At 52.5% G+C, this 20418-nt stretch carries 20 protein-coding genes; 19 read left to right on the plus strand and 1 reads right to left on the minus strand.

Going from position 1 to position 20418, the window contains the following annotated elements; translation table 11 throughout:
• The first annotated feature begins 1 nt into the window (after position 1).
• The 11 genes from LBJ36_11235 to LBJ36_11285 all read left to right on the plus strand — a co-directional run bounded on the left by LBJ36_11235 (position 2) and on the right by LBJ36_11285 (position 9849).
• Positions 2 to 640: a chemotaxis protein CheC gene (locus tag LBJ36_11235; GenBank protein MDR1379604.1), complete on the plus strand. Its 639-nt coding sequence runs from the start codon at positions 2 to 4 to the stop codon at positions 638 to 640.
• A gap of 2 nt (positions 641 to 642) precedes the next feature.
• Positions 643 to 1131 (plus strand): chemotaxis protein CheD, encoded by a 489-nt coding sequence (locus tag LBJ36_11240; GenBank protein ID MDR1379605.1) that lies wholly within the window; start codon positions 643 to 645, stop codon positions 1129 to 1131.
• Between the two features lie 14 nt (positions 1132 to 1145).
• Positions 1146 to 1892 (plus strand): FliA/WhiG family RNA polymerase sigma factor, encoded by a 747-nt coding sequence (locus tag LBJ36_11245; GenBank protein MDR1379606.1) that lies wholly within the window; start codon positions 1146 to 1148, stop codon positions 1890 to 1892.
• 89 nt (positions 1893 to 1981) lie between these two features.
• The gene (locus LBJ36_11250) at positions 1982 to 3565 is read left to right on the plus strand and encodes a FapA family protein (GenBank protein MDR1379607.1); all 1584 of its coding nucleotides are present in this window, start codon (positions 1982 to 1984) and stop codon (positions 3563 to 3565) included.
• Between the two features lie 53 nt (positions 3566 to 3618).
• Entirely contained in the window at positions 3619 to 3954 is a 336-nt protein-coding gene (locus tag LBJ36_11255; protein ID MDR1379608.1) for a hypothetical protein, read from the plus strand.
• Positions 3955 to 3996: 42 nt separating this feature from the next.
• Positions 3997 to 4545, plus strand: coding sequence for a hypothetical protein (locus LBJ36_11260; GenBank protein ID MDR1379609.1), 549 nt, complete (start codon positions 3997 to 3999; stop codon positions 4543 to 4545).
• Between the two features lie 33 nt (positions 4546 to 4578).
• The gene (locus LBJ36_11265) at positions 4579 to 5160 is read left to right on the plus strand and encodes a hypothetical protein (protein ID MDR1379610.1); all 582 of its coding nucleotides are present in this window, start codon (positions 4579 to 4581) and stop codon (positions 5158 to 5160) included.
• Between the two features lie 168 nt (positions 5161 to 5328).
• Entirely contained in the window at positions 5329 to 5754 is a 426-nt protein-coding gene (locus LBJ36_11270) for a S1 RNA-binding domain-containing protein (protein ID MDR1379611.1), read from the plus strand.
• Between the two features lie 57 nt (positions 5755 to 5811).
• Positions 5812 to 6597: a DUF501 domain-containing protein gene (locus LBJ36_11275; protein MDR1379612.1), complete on the plus strand. Its 786-nt coding sequence runs from the start codon at positions 5812 to 5814 to the stop codon at positions 6595 to 6597.
• A gap of 23 nt (positions 6598 to 6620) precedes the next feature.
• Complete coding sequence (argH, locus tag LBJ36_11280) at positions 6621 to 8045, plus strand: argininosuccinate lyase (protein MDR1379613.1); 1425 nt, start codon at positions 6621 to 6623, stop codon at positions 8043 to 8045.
• A gap of 169 nt (positions 8046 to 8214) precedes the next feature.
• On the plus strand, positions 8215 to 9849 hold the full coding sequence (locus LBJ36_11285; protein ID MDR1379614.1) for an ATP-binding cassette domain-containing protein: 1635 nt from the start codon (positions 8215 to 8217) through the stop codon (positions 9847 to 9849).
• A 15-nt stretch (positions 9850 to 9864) separates the two neighbouring features.
• Here LBJ36_11285 and LBJ36_11290 read toward each other — a convergent pair whose 3' ends face one another.
• Complete coding sequence (locus LBJ36_11290) at positions 9865 to 11064, minus strand: FprA family A-type flavoprotein (GenBank protein MDR1379615.1); 1200 nt, start codon at positions 11062 to 11064, stop codon at positions 9865 to 9867.
• Positions 11065 to 11631: 567 nt separating this feature from the next.
• Here LBJ36_11290 and LBJ36_11295 point away from each other — a divergent pair.
• From LBJ36_11295 to LBJ36_11330, 8 genes are all read left to right on the plus strand, one after another.
• Complete coding sequence (locus LBJ36_11295) at positions 11632 to 12819, plus strand: MFS transporter (GenBank protein MDR1379616.1); 1188 nt, start codon at positions 11632 to 11634, stop codon at positions 12817 to 12819.
• A 165-nt stretch (positions 12820 to 12984) separates the two neighbouring features.
• Positions 12985 to 13386, plus strand: a complete 402-nt coding sequence (gene mce / locus LBJ36_11300) for a methylmalonyl-CoA epimerase (GenBank protein ID MDR1379617.1) — start codon at positions 12985 to 12987, stop codon at positions 13384 to 13386.
• A 37-nt stretch (positions 13387 to 13423) separates the two neighbouring features.
• A complete protein-coding gene (locus LBJ36_11305; protein ID MDR1379618.1) occupies positions 13424 to 14344 on the plus strand; it encodes a lysophospholipid acyltransferase family protein in 921 nt (306 codons plus the stop codon).
• 24 nt (positions 14345 to 14368) lie between these two features.
• Complete coding sequence (locus LBJ36_11310; protein ID MDR1379619.1) at positions 14369 to 14896, plus strand: endonuclease; 528 nt, start codon at positions 14369 to 14371, stop codon at positions 14894 to 14896.
• A gap of 59 nt (positions 14897 to 14955) precedes the next feature.
• On the plus strand, positions 14956 to 15450 hold the full coding sequence (locus tag LBJ36_11315; GenBank protein MDR1379620.1) for a chemotaxis protein CheX: 495 nt from the start codon (positions 14956 to 14958) through the stop codon (positions 15448 to 15450).
• Positions 15451 to 15591: 141 nt separating this feature from the next.
• Positions 15592 to 17682 (plus strand): patatin-like phospholipase family protein, encoded by a 2091-nt coding sequence (locus LBJ36_11320; protein ID MDR1379621.1) that lies wholly within the window; start codon positions 15592 to 15594, stop codon positions 17680 to 17682.
• 98 nt (positions 17683 to 17780) lie between these two features.
• A complete protein-coding gene (proS, locus tag LBJ36_11325; GenBank protein MDR1379622.1) occupies positions 17781 to 19220 on the plus strand; it encodes a proline--tRNA ligase in 1440 nt (479 codons plus the stop codon).
• Positions 19221 to 19418: 198 nt separating this feature from the next.
• Positions 19419 to 20399: a D-glycerate dehydrogenase gene (locus LBJ36_11330; GenBank protein MDR1379623.1), complete on the plus strand. Its 981-nt coding sequence runs from the start codon at positions 19419 to 19421 to the stop codon at positions 20397 to 20399.
• Positions 20400 to 20418 lie beyond the last annotated feature (19 nt).

A 20418-nucleotide genomic window follows, 5' to 3' on the forward strand; every position in this document is an offset into this window, starting at 1 on the left:
TATGTTGGATCTCAGCTCGTTCAACTACCTACAACTGGATGCTATCCGAGAAGTGGGCAATATCGGGACCGGCAACGCGGCTACGGCGTTATCCAAGCTGTTGTCGTGTATGATCGATATGGATGTTCCCAAGGCCGACCTGGTATCCATTTATTCGTTACCGGAATACTATGGAGATCCAAACTCCTTGGTAGCGGCTGTCTTCGTTCGATCGTTGGGTGAATTTGGATGCAGCTTGATCTTCATTCAGGACGAAGACGATTCTAAGTTGATGGTGGATCTCTTGCTGCGACAGCAGTTTGGAGATTCCCTTCCAGTCGATTTACCGGAAGAGATGAGGGAGAGCGCGCTTTCTGAGGTCGGCAACATCATTCTCAGCTCTTTTTTAAACGCAATCAACATGCTGATTGGAACGCGGCATCAAATTTCCGTGCCGGGGGTGGCCCATGACATGTTGGCTCCCATTTTAGATGTAATAATCTCTATTTTAGGGCAAGTAGGAGAGATGGCGCTGGTTGTCAACACGGAACTTCGAATAGCCGGGGTGAAAAATAAAGACGGGAAAGTCTCTGGAAATATTATCATGGCGCCTGACCCCGACGCTCTCGAACTCCTCTTGAGAAAGCTACAGGTACTGTAGATATGGAAAACGCTTATCATGTGGGGATGGCTGACTTGATTGTGGTCAGCGCGCCCGCGAAATTGATAACGCTAGGGTTGGGATCCTGCATCGGACTGGTGATTTTCGACGCCACAGCCAGGATCGTGGGGATGGCTCATATCATGTTGCCGGATAGTCGCGGAGCTAAGGGAATTGAAAAATTGGGAAAATTTGCGGATACCGCCGTTCCTGTCGTGATCGACGAAATGATCAAGAAAGGCGCGATAAAAACCAGGATGAAATCCAAGATCGCGGGAGGTGCCCAAATGTTTGCGCTGTCAGATACGACTACCGAGTTTTTATCCGTGGGTTCGCGTAACATCAAGGAGACCACGGCAATGTTGGCCAAGGCGGGCATCCCCTTGATTGCCTCCGACACCGGAGGCAACAAAGGTAGAACGGTGGAGTTTTCGACAAACACCTGGATGTTGACGATCAAAACATTGGGTAAAGGCAAGACGGAAATCTAAAGGGAGGAATATCCTTGGGGCTTGAAATTCCCGATGCCGAACTTTGGCGCGAATACGGCAAAAACCCTACAACGGAGCACAAGGAAAGAATCGTAAAAAGATACCTCCCTCTTATAAAATATGTGGTCGGCAGGATGACTGTTTCTCCCCCCACGGGACTCGATTACGACGATCTTTTGAGTTTTGGAGCTTTCGGTCTGTTGGACGCTATCGATAGATTTGACATTTCCAAAGGATTTTCCTTTCAGACTTTTGCCGTGCCTCGGATCCGTGGCGCGGTTTTAGATGAGTTGCGCAAATACGATTGGATCTCTCGAACGGGTCGCGAAAAACTACAAAAACTGAATAACGCGATCGAGAGAGTTTTGCAGGACAAGGGTAAGTTGCGCGACGAGTGGGTTATGCGGGAAATGGGCGTGAATGAAAAAATGTATCGGGAAATCCTAGAGCTGGCCAGTCGCAGTTACATCATTTCTCTTGATGAAATCGTCACCCTAGATGACGGAGATGTCAACCTCGAAGGTATCGTGGCCAGCGACGAGGAAAGTATTGTCTCCGTCATGGAAACCCAGGACGACTTGGATCATATTACGAAAGCTCTTGCGCGGCTGCCGGAGCGAGAGATGCAGGTGATTTCCTTTTATTATTACGAAGGCCTGACCTTGAAGGAAATAGGCCAGATTCTGGGAGTGACGGAGTCGCGGGTTTCCCAGATTCACGGTAAAGCTATAAGCGCTCTCAAGGCTTTGGTTACGTTGTAGAATGAGGCCATTGATTCGTTTTTTGGGCTGATTCAAATCCACGAAAAAAAGATTTTGAGGTTTATGAAGCGAAGAGGAGGGATGCAACGATGACGGAGGATGTGCTGAAACTGGAGGCTGACGCGGAGGGAATTTGGATCTCGGCTTTGACGGATGAACTGACGTTGGCTGCGGTGACCGCTTTCCTGCGTGCCAATGGAGTTCGAAAGTACGAACAGAAAGCGGTGGCGGAGTTCGTCGAACAAAAAAGCCGAACCCCCAAAAAAATTGCGAAACGGAATGACGTGGAAGAGAAGAACGCGCTTGTCGTGGTACAGTTGTCGAAGGACCAGATGTCCGCCTCCGTCGTTGTGGAACCTCCTTTTTTCACAAAACCTTGGCCGAGTGAGCAAGAAATCGAGGAATCTTTGAGCCGAAAGAATGTCGTTTTCGGCATCGACAAAGAGGCGATTGAACAGCTTATCAAGCTAAAATTAGCCTACGAGCCGATAATCGTGGCTCATGGCCAGGTGCCCAAAAATGGAAAAAATGCCAGGATCGAGATGTTGATCGACCCTGACCAAGCGCCGGTGGTGGACCAAGAGGCGCAAAAAATAGACCACAGGACGAGAAGCGCTGTCGTCAGTGTCCGACGGGGAGACAGGGTTGCCGTGAAGCATCCGCTGACGACAGGCGAGAATGGAATGTCCGTGGTGGGGACAGTGCTCAAAGCTGTTTCGGGCAAAGACGTAATGTTTTCCGTTGACAGTGGATTCGAGATTTCCGAGGACGGAACAATTCTCACCGCCGCCATAGACGGACATCTTTTGCGAAGGGACAGAAAATTATCGATCCGGCCGGAACTAGAGGTCAAGGGCGACGTGGATTTCAGCGCCGGTAACATCCACTTCATGGGAAGCGTGAAAATTTTGGGAGCGGTGCGAGATGGATTTGAAGTCATCGCATCAGGCAACATCGACATCAAGGATATGGTGGAGGGCGCCCACGTGGAAAGCTCTGGCGACGTGATCATCCACGGCGGGGTTCGCGGCATGGGGAAGGGACGCATCATCGCCGCCGGAAAGATCGTGGCGGGTTTCGTGGACCAGGCCTATATGCGCAGTGCGGATATCGAGGTTAAGAAATCAATCTTTCACAGCGACGTGGCGGCCCAACGCAGCGTAACGGTGTTGGGAGGACAGAAGTCCCAAATCGCGGGAGGAAAGATTCAGGCCGGCCTGGAGGTGAAGTGTCAGACTCTGGGCAGTGAAATGGAAACGAAAACGGAGGTCGTGGTCGGCATCCCCCCCGAACAATCCGAACGACGCAAGGAGTTGCAGACCTTGATCGCCCAGTACAAGGAGAACATCGAAAAGCTGGATACCCGTTTGGAGTATTTGAGGAAACAGGAGCTGACCTCCACTTTGGATACGGGAAAACGTGCCATGATGCTCGGCGCCATCAAATCCCAGTTCCAGATTCAGGCAGCTCTGAACTCCATGATAGCAGAGTTGAAAGAGATAGAGGAGCGCCTGGAACGCACTAAATCCCAAGGCGTGGTGAGGGTGAAGGGCACCTGTTATCCAGGCGTCGTCATCACAATCAGGGGCTTCTCTTATGTGGTGAAGAAGCCATTCCAATATTCGTCTTTTGTCTTCGACGAGGGAGAGATCCGTTTCAGGTCCTTCGAATAATGGTGAGAGGCCATTTGCGAAAAAATTTTTAGGGGACCCGAGGGGGAATTTGTATGCTTCAACCCGTCAATCTTCAACTCGCTCATTTCAATATCGAGCACAGCGCGCAAATCTCCAGGGACGCTATTGCTGCGGCCCAACAGACTGGGCAGGGTCAGGAGGTGGCGCAGGAAAGCGTGAGGCGGACCCAAATGGTACAAGCAGGGCTCGCCGCGGCGGAGGTACGGAAGGTGAAACGCAAAGAGGAAGAGGAACGAGAACGCCGCCGAGAAGAGGAGCGACAGTCTTTTTCTGAGGAGCCGGATTCTTCCGAGGCAAGCCTTGGAGCGGTGATTGAGCAAGAAAATCACCCGAAAACATCTCCAAAGAGCTTCGATTTTTACGCGTAACTGGACCCCGTTGAGAGGGGCTATCGTTTTGGAGGTGTCGTTTTGACGGTATCCAGCAACAGTTTAGGTTATATTATAGTGGACGGGGCGGAGGGACTCTTTCGCGGGGCCTCTTTAGTGGTGGATTTCCGCGGTATTCCAATGGACTTCCGGTACACGGACCCCATCCGGCCCACACGCCTTGAACGCATTCTGTACGGCAACGCTCTGGAAGTCTACCTGAGGGAGGAACTTATCCTGGAGAGCCTAATCGGCGCGGTGGAAACAAAACCTTCCCTTTGGGTCTGCCGGGAAGCCGGCCTTTTAGCCCCTTTGAAGACCGTTACGAAGGGTAAAGTCTTGTTTCTCGCGCCTTCGAACCGGCCTCCCTTGGACGTCGCTGGCAACGTGGAAAGCGGAGGAGAGACCGGTGTCTACATGATTCAAGCCGATTCCGTCAGCGCTCCGCTGCGGGTGATGTTTCCCGAACACACGAAAGAGGACGAGGTCAAACAAACCGCCGGAGTGCTGGTGGAGGCGGCAAAGACTATGGAAATGTTCGAGCCCTTCGGCCGCATTCAAAAGGCTCTTTCTTCTTTGGGAGAAGACTAGAGAGCAAATAAAAAGCGGAGTGGAGAATCAACGGTGATCACACAGGACCTGAAGAATTATTTCAGCCGGCATTTTCTAGGCAAAGTAAAGGTGAATCGTCTGTCGCCCGCTTTGACTTTTCCTCAAGTTTACGCCTTGAAGCGTCGCGTGGAGACGCATCCGATCCGCACGCAAATGAGGGTAACGGGGGCCGGTCTTCTGACTCTGGGAAATATCGCTTGTTCGAGCCGGGGTTTTCGTTTCCCGAACCAGTGGGTGAAGGCGAAAGGATCGGCGATCGCGAAATACGTCCCAGAGAAGATGCGGGTGCGCGCCATGCCTAAATTACAGATGAAAGTTAAGACGCGCGACGGCACGAAAAGAGCGGCGGTTCTGCCTCAAGAACGTTCCAACAGACTGCAATGGCAGACCATGAAACCCAAGAAAGAGGGAGAAATGCTCTTGGCTTGGTACGGCCCCATCATCGAGGAGGCCATCGTAAAAATGACTTTGAACAAACAGTATGGAACGTTGTTAATCTGGTATAATCCCACAAGTAGGCACTTTGAATCTAGAGGAATCTATCTCTATAGGCGTTTGGGCGTGCATAGCGACTTCGAGTGGCGCTGGATGTAAGTTAAATATAAGTTAATGCTGGATGTAAGTTAAATACAAGTTAGTGAAGTTAAATGTAAATTGGCTATGAGCGGGTAAGTGGACAGGAGACTCGATACTTTCGAGGAGAAGCATTATTTCGAGGAGAAGCATTATATTGAAAATACTATCGGGGGGTTCGTAATAGCAATGGCTGAGGAGAAGAAGGTCGAAACTTCTTCGGTGCGAGTGGGTGACCTGGCGGATTGCGTCGTGGAGCAGATCATGCCATATGGAGCGTTTGTGCGGATTTCGACAGGGCAGAAGGGTATGATCCATATTTCCGAGCTGTCGTTCAACTTCGTCAAGAAGGTGGAGGATGTTTTGTCTTTACAGCAAAACATCAAGGCTCGCGTGATCAAAATCGACGAGAAGGGGCGCATCGACCTTTCTCTGAAAAAGGTGGAAGAGCGTTCTTTTGTCCAGGCGCCTATCACGAAGGAAGACAAAGACAGTTTCGAGAAAAAAATGGCGTCTTTTCTGAAAGTCAGCGAGTCCAAAATAGCGGATCTCAATAGCAAAATGAACTCCTCGAAATCGGGAAAGAAAAAACCAGGAGGTAAGCCGAAAAGCTGAGAAATACGGTTTGCCTTCGGGCAAAAATTTAAGACGAAGCGCCGGATAAAATCCCAGATGAAAACTCGATTGAAGATTGTAGATTTGGGGGGCAAGAGCCTCCCCTTTTTTTATGAAGAGGCGCGACCACTCGATTTTTTCTCCGTTTCACGGCAGACAAAAGGACGCAAATTCGATCCCAACTTGGTCTTGGGTACAGCGAGCCGATGCCGGTTGGGATGTCCACGCGTGATTCTCTGCGCGCCCTTAAAGATTCAAACTCAGGGGGACGGAGTCCGTTTGATGAAAAAACTAAGCAATCGACACGATCCGCTTTGCTCGCCGGTCGCCTGCTTATCGACCAAAAGCGGCTTCACTGCTTCTCCTGAAGCCCCCAACGCAAACCCTTATCCGTTGGAAATCGAACGAAAGGGGTTTGAACGATTATTTACCCCTTTCCCCACGTCCTTCTGGCTGACTTGCCCCTGGCTTGTGCGGATGGCCGGTACAGCGGAGTCCAAGGGTGGAGTCCGGGAATTGGAGCGCTGGATCGAACGCTACGCATATCGAGAGTGGATTGCTTTCAACATGGATCATCAACGGACGAGGATTGCTCTACTGCCTCGGTCTATGTCGGGTTTTCTGCGCCGGTTCGAGCCTAGTACCCTAGATCTCCTTTATCGGGGCGGTGTGGGAGGCATCCAATACAGATCGAGAGGAGAACCCGCGCGTGTAAAATGTATTCACTTACAGGTCGCGTCTTGGCTGGCGCTGCGTCGTCACCCGGGACGCCCATGGCTCGAAGATCAAGGCTTGGGACAAGATTGCGACGGCCGCTTGGTAGAGATTTGCAAAGGTCGCTAACGCAAGAAGGGGGTAACGCAACGATGTGGAAAGGACGTTTTGAGGAGGAAACCGCTCAGGTGGTGCTGAAATTTACCCAGTCACTGGACCTGGATTGGAGGCTTTACGACCACGACATCCGGGGCAGCGTGGCCCACACGCGCATGTTGGGAGCTGTGGGATTGCTCTCAGGCGATGAGGCACAACAGATCGAGGACGGCCTGAACGCGATTCGCCGCGAGATTCGCAGTGGGGAGCTGGAGCCCTCCGAACAGCTCGAAGACGTGCACATGAACGTGGAAAACCGCCTCATCGAGCTTCTAGGCCCAGTGGGCGCGAAACTTCACACCGGACGAAGCCGCAACGACCAAGTCGCGACCACGATACGCCTCTACCTCAGGGATCGCCTTCTAGACTTGCAGACTGCCCTGCTTTCCCTTCTGGGGGCTCTCCTGGACCGGGCAGAACGGCACCAAAACACGGTAGTTTCGGGATATACTCATCTCCAACAAGCCCAGCCCATTTCCCTGGGGCACTATTGGATGGCCTGGTTTGAGGCGTTTCTGCGGGACTATGGCCGGTTGGAGTTCGCGCTTGCCTCCCTGGACGAGTGTCCCCTGGGGGCTGGGGCTCTGGCGGGTTCCACTCTGCCCCTGGATCGAGGGATGACCTCTCGGCTTCTAGGCTTCGGGCACCCTACCCGCAACAGCTTAGACACCGTGGCTCAGAGGGATTACATGGCCGATTACCACCACTTCGCCGGACTCTTCGCTGTTCACGCGGGGCGCATGGCCGAGGACATGATCCTCTACACCTCTCAGGAGTTTGGCTGGTTGAAACTTCCCGACTCTTTCTGCACGGGATCTAGCATCATGCCCCAAAAGAAGAACCCCGACGTGCTGGAGCTGGTACGGGGCAAGACCGGGCAAGTTTTAGGGCATATGATGGACCTGCTGATCACGCTGAAGGGGCTCCCCATGACCTATGACCGAGACCTTCAAGAGGACAAGCGGGGGTTGTTCGCCTCCCTGGGAACGGTGGATCTGGTTTTGGAGGTCCTGCCGCCCTTGATCGCCAAGACAGAGGTGAACGAAGCGTCGGCGCGGGCCGGGCTGGAAAAAGGCTTTGCCCTGACGTTGGCCACCGACGTGGCCGAGTATCTGGTTGTAAAAGGATTGCCCTTCCGTGACGCCCATTGGAAGATGGGGCAACTCGTCAAATATTGCCTGGAGAGCCAAAAGCCATTGACGGGGCTGACCCTCGCCGAATGGCAGGAGAAAATCCCGGAGGTGGGGCCGGACATCTTCTCGATCCTCAACCTGGAGGAAAGCGTAGCCAGACGAAAGACCTATGGCGGGACGGCTTTTTCTCAGGTCGCTGTTCAAATCGAGGAGGGAAAAGAACGTCTTATCGCGAAAACAAAGGTCTTGGAGGCCGAACGGGAACGATTGAAAAGTTATCGTATATAGATTAATATTAATAAATATAGATTAATATTAACAAATTAAAAGAAAATTGTAACCGTTCAGAGGACGAATCCCCTGCGGTTTGCTTTTGAAATAACGGTTTTGCTTCTGAATAATGATTTTGCTTCTGAAAATCTGAATACCTGAAAATCTGAATATCGAGGATTCTTGGATGTCTGTTGTTACACCGAATATTTCATTGCGTGATCTTTCTTACATTTTGCCGGATGGACGAAGACTTTTAGAGAACCTGAACGAAAGTTTTGGGAAGGAACTCGCCGCCTTGGTGGGCCGTAACGGCGTGGGCAAGACTATGCTGGCAAAGCTCATGGCGGGACTCCTTCTCCCTTCCTCCGGCAGCGTCCTGCGGAACGGCTCTGTTTTCTACCTCGATCAGATGACGGACCCGTCGGTTTTTGGAACTGTGGCCGATCTGGCGCAAATATCGGAGGTTTTAAACGCGGTTCGGCGCGTCGAAAAAGGTGAGTCAAACCCGCAAGATTTCGATCTAGCTGATGGCAACTGGGACGCCGAGGAACGCGCTGGTCAAGAGCTTTGCGCGGCGGGACTGGATTATTTGACGCCTGACACGCCCACCTCCAGGCTGAGCGGCGGGGAATGCACGCGAGTCGCCCTTGTGGGAGCTTTTCTTTCGAGGGCGGATTTTTTGATTTTGGATGAGCCTACCAACCACCTGGACGTTCCCAACAGGAGGACCCTTATGGCGTATCTGGAGACCTGGAAGAAGGGGCTTTTGGTGGTTAGTCACGACCGGGAGCTTTTGGGACGGATGGAGCGCGTCGTGGAGCTGTCGTCTCATGGACTCAAAAGCTACGGAGGCAACTATACCTTTTACAGAGAATCGAAGGAGCGGGAGCATCAGGCGGATTTGTCCCGTCTGGAGCACGCTAAGACAGAGCGCAAGTGTATGAAATCCGAGCTACAGGCTGCAGTCGAGCGTCAGAGGCATCGCGCGGCCCAGGGCAGGAAGAGCGCCGTCAACATAGGGATGCCCAAGGTGATGCTCCACGCTATGAGAGGGTCGGCCGAAAAGACTGCGGGCGCTCTTCAGAAGCTGAAAACCGAAAAGGTGGAGGCTCTTGCGACAGCCGAAAAAGAGGCGTTCCTGAAAGCCGGAGTAGAGGACGCGGTAGTCTTGATCCCACCCGCCTGTTTCGTTCACGCAACGAAGGTGGTTCTGCGGGTGGAGGGAATTGTCTTGCCCTACGGCGCCTATAGAAGCCCTATCGACTGGACGATGACCGGACCAGAGCGCGCAGCGATCGAGGGAGCCAACGGAAGCGGTAAAACGACGCTTCTGCGGGTTCTGAAGGGAGAAATCGCGCCTCTCGCCGGAACTTGCCAGGTGAAAGTGCCGTATACCACTCTCGACCAATTCGCCGGGGTGGACGAAATGGACGAGAAACGCTCCTCCGTGGATCTATTGCGCTCGTGGGACGAGAATCTCGATCTGAGGGAGGCGTGTACGCGGCTAGCTCAGATAGGAATCGCCCAAGAGCGACTGAAGCTCCCTCTGGGTGTTTTGAGCGGTGGAGAGCGCGTGAAGGTCATGTTGCTCTGCGCCATTCACAGGAAGCCTTCCCCCCAGCTTTTGATTCTGGACGAGCCCACGAACCACTTGGATTTGAATTCCGTCGAATCGGTCGAAAAGCTCCTGAACACATACACTGGGGCGTTGATCGTGGTTTCCCACGACATCCACCTCTTGGAGAACATCGGCGTAACGCGAAAAATACGATTGGCGGAAGCGAACCGAAACACGTCCACTTCCGCCAAGAGCCCATAAAACCGCCCGCTGGCGCTATGAGCGCAAGCACATTGTGGCGCGCGCCATGTTGTTACCTAAGGTGACGCATTGTTCCAGATCGGTGTCGGTGGGAGCGGTAAAGACCTCCACTTCGGGCCCAACCCTCTCCAACTTGAGGGTATCGGCGTAAGTCCGCAGCGCGTTCAACGCGCCTTTGCTCCAACTGTAGCTGCCGGCTATACCTAGAACGCGATTTTTAGGCATCCGATTGACCAATTTGACGCAAAGCGCGTCAATGGAGGGAAAAAGCAAGGTGTTATACGTGCAGCTCAAAAGGACGAGACCCTTGTACCGCCAAATGTCTCGAAGGATCAGAGACGGGTCCGAACGAGAGGCGTCGTAGAGGCGAACGTCCTTCACTCCGCCCTGGGAAATACCTTGGCAAACCGCTTCGGCCATACGTCGGGTATTGCCGTACATAGATCCGTAAACCACCACAACGCCGCGCTCCGTTTCCTGTTTGCTCCAGAGGTCGTAAAGCTCCACCACTTGTCCCACATCATGTCGGAAAAGGGTGCCGTGGGCGGGGTAAATTTTTTCAATCTGGAGACCCTGGAGCTTTTTCAAGGCCGTCTGGACCATGCCGGAATACCGGGCGACGATAGTGGCGTAGTAGCGCAGCATTTCGTCCTCCCAACGAGACCGAGGCTTCTCGTCGTCGAAAAGGCCTCCTTCGTGAGCGCCATAACCACCAAAGGCATCGTTGGAAAAAAGGATTTTCTCTGTCGCGTCGAAAGTTACCATGCTCTCCGGCCAGTGGAGCATGGGGATGGTGTAAAAGCTCAACGTGTGTCCCCCTATGTCCAAACTCTCCCCATCCTTGACCTGGACGATGTCTTTCTCGATGCCGTGGTACCCCTTCAGCAGCGGTAAGGTTTTGGCGTTAGCGATCAGTTCGAGGCCGGGGTATGCTCGTTTCAACTGCCCTATCACCCCCGCGTGGTCGGGTTCCATGTGGTTGACGACGAGGTAGTCCAGCGGACGTCCGCCTAAAACTTCCGCCACGTTTCCAGCGTAACCGTCAAACCAAGGACCCTTCACCGTGTCGATGGCCACCGTTTTCTCTCCTAAAATCACATAAGCGTTATAGGCCACTCCTTGGGGCAACGGCCAGAGGGACTCGAAAAGATCCGTCTCGTAATCGTTGACTCCCACCCACCACGTATCTTTGGCTACAAGTATCGGTTTGTACATCACGCCAACCTCCTTTTCTTCCGTCTGTTGAAAACGAAAAATCAAAAAAATGAGTTTAAGATATATTCCCCAAACGGTACTCCGAAGCAGGCGCACATGTGAGGCTCTCTATCGGCGCATCGGGGAAGAAAACCTGGTACGTCAATTATAGACGATCTGGAAGGTCAAAGGTATCCCAGTATGAAAAAAGAAATATACCGATTGCTAAAAATATACTTGCTGTGGTCATTTGATCTCAATTCCCACAAAAAAAGAGACCCATGTCAAGAGACCTACTGTATCTTTGATATATGAACAAACTCAATGCAAATTCCCAATAACAGGGACTGATAGCAAGAACTGATAACCGGTATACGTTGAACACCACACCGGGAACTTTCTGGTAATACAACCGGACATTTTCACTGATGCTTGACAGCTTCAAGATACATTTCAAAACACGCATCGATACGCTACAATCACCTTTATAAAAGAAAGTAGGGTTATCATCGCTCAGTTGGAGTTGGAGTTGGAGTTGGAGTTGGAGAAGGTCGAGTTGCGCGGTGAGTCATGGAGCGGAGATCGGGAATGAGAAAAAGATGGTTTTATGTCGCTAACGCGCTGGTTGGGTTTTTGTTTTTAGGGTTGATCTACGCTTGGAGCGTGTTTGTAGGGCCTTTGGAGTCGGAATTTGGCTGGATTCGTTCTCAAACATCTTTGAATTTTTCCATTTGCATGGCGTTTTTTTGCTTGGGCGGCCTGCTGTCAGGCAGGTTGTTGAAAAGCAAAACCCCGCGGCAGGTGATGCTCCTCTCCGCAGGATTCATTTTGGTGGGGTTTCTCTTGACCTCTCAAATACGGAGTTTGTTGGAACTCTATATTTTTTACGGCGTCCTATGCGGTTTGGGAGTCGGCGCTGGTTATAATACTTTGTTGAGCGCTACCCTGTCATGGTTCCCGGACCGAACGGGGTTGGTTTCTGGAGTTCTGTTAATGGGCTTCGGCTTTGGCGGATCTCTTTTGGGCAGCGTCGCCGTCGTCATAATGGAGGCTGTGGGCTGGCGCGGGACTTTTGTGGCACTGGGGACGGGATTGGCCTTTTTGATTTTGCTGATGGCGTTGAACACGAAAAACGCTCCCGCGGGACAAACCGATCTAGGTGACCGGGCCAAGGGGGAAAGAGACTTTCTACCCCAAGAAATGCTAAGGGACAGTACCTTTTATGCCTATTACTCAAGGGGCATGTTGGTTGCGTCTATCGGACTGGCCATGCTGGGAAACGCGGTTCCCTTCGCTTATTCCATCGCCCAGGACTCCGTGGTCGCGGCCACCATTGGAGGGCTCATTTCCATATTTAACGGTTTGGGTCGGGTTGTGGGGGGCGTTGTTTTCGACAGAATCGGCAGCCGAAGGACGCTTTTGATCGGTATTTGGGGAACAGCTCTGGCGATCAGCGTTTTGATTTTCGCAGCCGTAAGGGAATCGATCATGATTTTGACGGCAGGTTACATCTTAGGCGGTTTTTTTTACGGCAGCAATGTTCCTTGCAATGCGGGGTTCATCGACAAGGTCTACGGGCAACGGTATTTCGCCATGAATTTGAGCATTCTGAATACCTACGTCCTGTTTTCGTCTTTTGTGGGACCCTACATCACCGGGCTCTTGTTCGCTTGGACGGGATCTTACGTCGCCCCCTACACGATGTTACTCGTCATGTGTTGCGTGGGTTTCGTGGCGCACCTCCGCGTCAAGAGACACTATATTCCCACTGAGTGATTTCTTACGACGATATACGGCGACGCCAGAGGTAAAATCGGGTAAGATATGGAAGTAATTGTCGGAAGTTTGTATTGGGGCCGCGCCAAAGCATCTTCCGGAGTAGGGGCAAAATAAACGAAGATAAAGGTAAGAAGAAGAAAAGAAGAAGAGGGGGAAAAATTGATGAATCCGATAGTAATCGATCATATAGGGGTAGCGGTGAAAAACATCGAAGAATCATTAAAATTCTGGGAAAAAACTCTGTCGATCAAGTGCGCTGGCGTCGAGGAAGTGGCGGCGCAAAAGGTCAAGACGGCGTTTCTTCCCGTGCGAGACACAGAGGTGGAATTGCTGGAACCTACAGCGGACGACAGCCCCGTGGCGAAGTTTATCGAGAAAAAAGGTGAGGGAATCCACCACCTGGCCATACGGGTGGATGACGTCCAAAAATCCCTGGATGAACTAAAAGCTCAAGGCATCCGATTGATCGACGAGAAGCCGCGACCGGGCGCGGGAGGGGCTAAAATCGCTTTTATCCACCCCTCGGCCACCGGAGGGATCCTTCTGGAACTATCGGAAAGGTAGCCCTCTAGGCAAAACCCTAGATTTGCAACGGTCGCCGATGCCTCAAAAACTGGGAAAGTTGAACAGCGCGTTGAGCAAACACTTATTGTCAAGTGTCGTCGCTTTTTTCAACCTGTTACCTCATGTTGCGGCCACGAGGTTGGGCTCGTTTTTGGGGATAGCGATTTGGGCCTTCAGCAAACGCAAGGTGGACAAGGCCGAGGCGCGCTGTGTGTCCGCTTTGGGGGTAGGGGTGACGATAGCAAGAAAAATCGTGAGAAGATCCTACGCCAACATGGGACGCTCTGTCGTGGAGTTCGTGCGGCTGCCGAAACTTCGTTTACGGTTACCCTCCCTGGTTTCGATCGAGGGCAAGGAACACCTCGACGAAGCCCTCGGACGGGGCAAAGGCGCCCTGCTTATGACGGCTCATATGGGTAACTGGGAGTTGGCAGGCGCTCGAATGGTGATGGAAGGATACGCGATAACACCTATTTATACGCCCCAACGCAACACAGTCGGCGTGGAAGATTGGGTTGCCCACTTACGCGCCGATGGATCGAAAATGAAAATGGTTCCTAGCAAGGGTTTTGCTTTGCGGGAAGCTTTTCGCGCTCTTCGCAACGGAGATGTCTTGACTGTTTTGCAAGACCTGGACGCCAGGAAAGAGGGGATCATCGTTCCTTTTTTGGGAGTGCCTGCCAGCAGCGCCACGGGGATCATCAAAATGCACCGCAGGTTCGGCTCGCCTGTGGTGCCCGTGGTGGCTTTGAGAGATCCCGATGGAATCCGCCATACTGTTCATATCCAAAGGATTTTAAGCGACCTTCCTGACGAAGAAGGCAATCCTTTTGGGGTTAATATGGAAAAGTCGTTGAAAATATGTAATAATACTTTAAGCGGATGGATTGAGGAATATCCTGAACAGTGGATGTGGTTGTTGGATAAATGGGAATCTGTCACTTGCGTCGAGAAATGATAGACTGATGAGATATTTAGGAAAATGAGTGATCTTATTGATCTTATTGATCTTGACGGAACAGCGGACAGTTTGAGTGGAAAAATGATCATGGGCGTGGACCCGGGGCGAAATAAAATAGGATGGGCATTGACAACATCCAAAGGTAGCCTGATCTTGTCGGGGATATGTCTTGTATCTGAGTTGGATGTGTTTCTAAAAGCGTTGAACCGCCCTGCCAATGAATGGGAAAAAGAGCTTGCGGTTTGGACGCGCGAACGACAGTCTTTTGTGCGTAAAGTGGGCTTGGGATATGTTGCTTTGGGAAATGGAACTGGTAGCCGAGAGATAGAGTCGTGGTTTGCGCGATTTGATTTGAAGATAGTTTTGATTGAAGAAAAGGGTACGACATTGACAGCCCGTGATCTTTACTGGCGTTTTCATAGCCCTACTTGGTGGCAAAAATGTTTGCCGCGGTCGTTATGGATTCCTCCAAGAAAAGTGGATGATTTGGCTGCGTGGTCGATCGCCCTACGGAGCATTAGAGCTCCCGTTTTTGCAGGAGAAACGTAATTTTGAAGGATTGTACAAACTTCTGAAAAGCGAAGTCGAGGGTTGGAAGGGAGTAGTCAATGATGGCCGATATGGATAAATTAGCCGTTCTCGTTAATACATTTGGTTCATCTCTGATTTCTGTGGGACGTGAGGTCGGCCTTGAAGTCGCGTTGAACAAAGCTCAGGTTTCTCAGGGAGTGAAAGTATCCAATATCTGCGCCGTGTCTTTGATCGGCATTGTGGGCAGCGGAGTGCAAGGAACGGTGATCATCATGTTGAACGAGGATGGCTTCAAAGCCGTCGTCACTGCCATGTCAGGAGGTATGATCGTTCCCAACAAGAATGATTCTGTAGCGATGAGCGTTGTCGGCGAACTTTCTAATATGGTCAGTGGACGTGCTTTGATTCAAGCCGCTCTGGCTGGCGTGGACGTCACTCCCCCCCAACTCATTGCAGGAGAGAATATTCAAAACGTGCCGAATCAGTCCCCTGGAATTAAATGTTTTACGTTGCCTTTTGTATTGCAGCCTGCGGGGACTCTCTACTTGGTATTGTCTTTCAACGCCAGTTGATGCAACGCCGAAACGTGACGTTATAGCAGGGTATTTGGCCGGTTTGGAAGAAATGACGTGACAGAGGCGGGGGTTCTCTTATGAAAGAGACCGCCGCTCGTTTTTTTAGCGTATAACGTATTCGGACGAGGAGGGGTGCAAATGAAAAAGATTTCGCGTGTGTTTTGGGGATTCTCGCTTCTACTATGTTTCATGACGCCCTTCGCCACAGAGGCCGGGGTGGTTCTAGCGCTGTCCGGAGGAGGCACGCGAGGTTTCGCTCATATTGGCGTCATTGAGGTGTTGGAAGAACAGGGGATCCCCGTTGTCGGCATCGTGGGAACCAGTATCGGTTCCCTCATCGGGGCGTTGAACGCCAGCGGCTACCGCGCGAAAGCGTTGCGTGAAATTATCAGGGAGCTCGACTTGCCCGCCCTCTTGTCGGAAAATACGGGTCCCATGTTCGTCTTTACTGGAGATGACCGGCGGGCGAAAATGAGCACGGTCTCGACTCTCACTTACAAAAAACAGTCAGGGAAACGCGGCGGCCCTTTAGGGATACTGACGGGAGACAAGCTGTTTCAGTACTACGGACAATTGTTGAGAAACATCGACGCTACGGATTTCAGCGAACTTCCCATCCCCTACGCGGCCGTCGCGGCAGACATCCGAACCGGCGAGAAGGTCGTCCTGCGATCGGGCAGCTTGCCTTCCGCGATGCGGGCTTCGATGTCGATTCCCGCCCTTTTTGAACCCTGGGAAATCGACGGACGCCTCTTGGTGGACGGAGGGTTGGTCTCCAATCTGCCCATTGATACGGCTAAAGAGCTTTTCCCTGGTGTTCCGGTTATTGGTGTTGATGTCTCGGATGTTCCCTCGAAAGACCGTTCTATCGACACCTTTGTGGATGTCATTGACCAAGCGTTGACCATTGTCATGCGACGCACCACAGAAGAGGAAGTTCAGCACGCCGACCTCCTCATAGTTCCTCGGGTGCAAGAATTTTCTTTTTTGGCCGACAATTTCACAAACGATATCATTCAGCGGGGAAGGGAAGCGGCCCTCAACGCTATCGATAAAATCAGGGCTCTGTCGGACAGCGCGCCCGACGCGATTTTAAAACCTCGAACGCCCTCGAAACCTTCCATTGTCCAAGACGTGCTCATCGAAGGACTGCCAGATCCTCTTAATGAACAGTTGCGCAAGCAATTTTTGCGCTGGGTGGGCAAACCCTTCGACGCTGAGGACGTGGGGGAGGTCGTAGAACGGCTCATGGCGGCGCCGGATATCGCTACGGTGGACTACAATCTTCAGCATCTGGACAACGACAAGGTCCTCCTGGTGCTCGACGTTCGCAGAAATCCCAAGCTAGAGTTGGGGTTTTCGGGATACGCCACTAACTTAGATCCTTATCGTTGGCTTTACCTCAAAGGAACGGCGCGAGGCGTGTTTAATGAGCTAGACTCCCTGCGGGGGGTCGCTCGGATAGGCGATCAATGGGGTTTTGACTTGACTTATTTGACGGCCCCAGAACCTCTGAGTTCTTGGGAAGTCACCCTGGCCGCTCAAAAGTGGAAAATGGACACGTTCAATGAAGGCAAGCGAGACTGGGAACGCTATGCCTTCGGAGGTCAATATCTTTTCAGGGCGGGGAGTGTGCGTATGGGGGTAGGTATGGCCTATGAGCATATCGAAGGTCATAACGACTCCGATTCTGTGGGCCCCACCTTTTTCGCGGCCTATGATACCCTGGATATCCCAGGCGATCCTACTGAAGGGCAGGCTTGGCGTTTGAACGTCTGGTGGCCTGACACCGACGAAATCCTGTACCGGATCACCTACTTCAAGCCTCTGGAAGTAGGGCCCATGTGGCGAACTTACCTGCGGTTGGGGTACGCGGAGGGCGACACGGGCACGGAGGGACACGGCGTTTACCTGGGAGCCACAGAGGAAGTGTATTCCATCGCGAAACACCCCATCGAGGCAGAGCGTATGTTATGGGCCAATATCGCCTTCCGCCGCGTCCTGCAACGGAGTATATGGGGCATTGTGGCCACGGAGGTTTTCGCCAGTTACGGTTACGCTATGGACAAGGAGTACGCAAAAATAGCCGCGCCCTGGGAGGTGGGGTTAGCGTTCAGTATCCCCAACAATATCATCAACGTTAAATTGGCGGCGATGTATGGCAGCGAGCAATTTCGTTTTGGGTTTTTCCTAGGGGTTCCCATTTGGGACCACTATCCTTTGCCCTAAGCTAGACATAGGATGATAGACATAGATGGTAGACATAGGATGGTAGACATAGATGATAGACATAAAATGGTAGACATAGATGGAAGGTGTCGGTAAATATGGCTCGTAACATTACTTCGCGCGATACGGATTATTCGCAGTGGTATCTCGACGTCATCAAAGTGGCCGAGTTGGCGGATTACGCGCCAGTTCGCGGTTGCATGGTGATTCGTCCCACGGGCTACTCCATATGGGAGTCGGTGCAACGGTATTTCGACGACGCGTTCAAACGCACCGGGCATGTTAACGCCTACTTCCCGCTCTTGATCCCAAACTCTTTTCTGGAGAAAGAGGCCGAGCACGTGGAGGGCTTCGCGCCGGAGTGCGCCATGGTCACCCACGCGGGCGGCGAAGAACTAGAAGAACCTTTCGCCATTCGCCCCACGTCGGAGACCGTCATCGGGCACATGTACAGCAAGTGGATCCAATCCTGGCGAGATCTGCCCATTCTGATCAACCAGTGGTGCAACATCATGCGGTGGGAGAAACGCCCCCGCCTTTTTCTGCGGACATCGGAGTTCCTGTGGCAGGAGGGACACACCGCCCACGCAACCTCCCAGGAAGCGCGGGAGGAGACCCTGCGCATGTTGGAGGTGTACAGGCAAGTGATGGAGGATGTTCTGGCTCTGCCCGTGGTGCCAGGGGAGAAAACACCGGGAGAGCGCTTCCCTGGAGCGGTCGACACCTACACCTGTGAGACGATGATGAGTGACACAAAAGCGCTGCAAGCTGGAACCAGCCATTTTCTAGGGCAGAATTTCGCGCGCGCCTTCGACATCCGCTTTCAGAACAAGGCGGGGGACTTAGAGGAATGCTGGACCACCAGTTGGGGCGTATCCACTCGCCTGATTGGCGCCATCATCATGACCCACTCAGACGACGACGGTCTGGTGTTGCCTCCCAGAGTTGCCCCGACAAAGGCGGCGATCTTGCCCATCGGCACAGACGCACATCTTCTGGAGGAGGAACTGCTGCCGAGGGCCAAGGAGTTCTCCACGCGCCTGAATGACGCTATGGGCGGTCTCTACACTACCGTTGATACTCAGTTCCACATGAGGCCGGGGGACCGTTTCTTTTATCATCTACAAAAAGGGGTACCCCTGCGTTTGGAGTTCGGCGAAAAAGACATGAAAGCCGGGACGGTCCGAGCCGTGCGGCGGGATAGCGGAGAAAAATTCAACATTGCCCAGGATGCCCTCATCCCCACTGTCACAAAGATCCTGGACGACATCCAGGCATCTCTGTACGCCAAAGCCAAAGCCTTCCGAGAAAAGAACACGTCTTTCGCGTCGAGTTACGACGAACTGAAAGCGGCACTGGAGGAAAAGGGAGGGTTCGTCGAGGCTTACTTCGCGGGAACTCCTGAGGACGAGCGCCGCGTCAAGGACGAAACCGGGGGCGCGACCCCGCGTTGCGTCCCTTTGGGCGACACGTCCACGGGCAAATGCGTCCTCACTGGCAGGGAAGGCAGAAAGACCATCTTTGCCAAGGCTTATTGAAGGCCTATCTATTAAAGGCCTATTAAAGATCTGTCTATTAAAGGCCTATTGAAGGTCTGTCTGTCTATTCAAGGCCTATTAAAGGCCAGAAGTCTCGGTAGCCTTTATGGCGGCGCAGCAGTCGGAGGATATCACCGCGATGGAGGTCATCCTCGAAAAAATGAATGACTCTTAAAATCATAAAAGGGATGGTGTGATATGTCTTTACCGAAGGCTTACGTGGGTTTGCCGATTCAAGAAGCGGGATTGAAGGTTCTTCGGGGCAAGGTGGACTATAAGATTTGGGAGAAAGAAGGCGCTCCGGTACGAGACGAATTACTGCGCGACCTAGCGGACATGGAAGGTCTTGTGTCATGGCCTCCGATTCGTGTGGATGAGGAACTATTCTCCGCCGCTCCCAAGCTGAAGGTCGTCAGCAACTATGGGGTGGGCTACGACAACATCGACGTGGTCGCGGCTACCAAGCGAGGAATATGTGTCACCAACACGCCCGACGTTCTCACACCCGCGACGGCGGACCTGACTTTCGCCCTGATACTGGCGAGCGCACGCAGGTTTGTCGAAGCCAGTAACTTCTTGCGTTCCGGAGACTGGAAAGTTTGGGGGCCCGATCATCTGGTGGGCATGGAAGTCGCCGGCAGCACCCTGGGCGTGATCGGTATGGGCAAAATCGGACAGGCTGTGGCCAAACGGGCAAAAGGCTTCGATATGAACGTTCTCTATTTTGACGCCGTGCGGCGGCCCGACGCGGAAAAAGACCTGGGCGCGAAGTATACTCCCATAGACGAACTTTTGCGGGAAAGCGATTTTGTCACACTACACTGTCTTCTGAACGAGCAGACGAGAAACCTCATTGGCGAAAAAGAACTGCGTATGATGAAAAAGACCGCCATTCTCATCAATGCGGCCCGCGGTTCTTTGGTCGACCCAACCGCTCTCTACAAAGCCTGCTCCGAAAAGTGGATCTGGGGCGCGGGGCTCGACGTTTTTGTAAAAGAGCCCGTGTCATTGGACGACCCGCTCCTCACCCTCTCCAATATCACGACCGTGCCTCACATCGGAAGTGCCAGCAAGGCAGCACGAGACGGAATGGCGCGCAAAGCCGCGGAAAACTTTGTCGCGGCGTTATCGGGCAAGAGACCCATGGATCTCGTCAACCCGGAAGTTTGGAAGAACTAATCTATATTAAAGGAGTGCA

Source organism: Synergistaceae bacterium (assembly GCA_031267575.1).
Classification (GTDB): Bacteria; Synergistota; Synergistia; order Synergistales; family Aminobacteriaceae; genus JAIRYN01.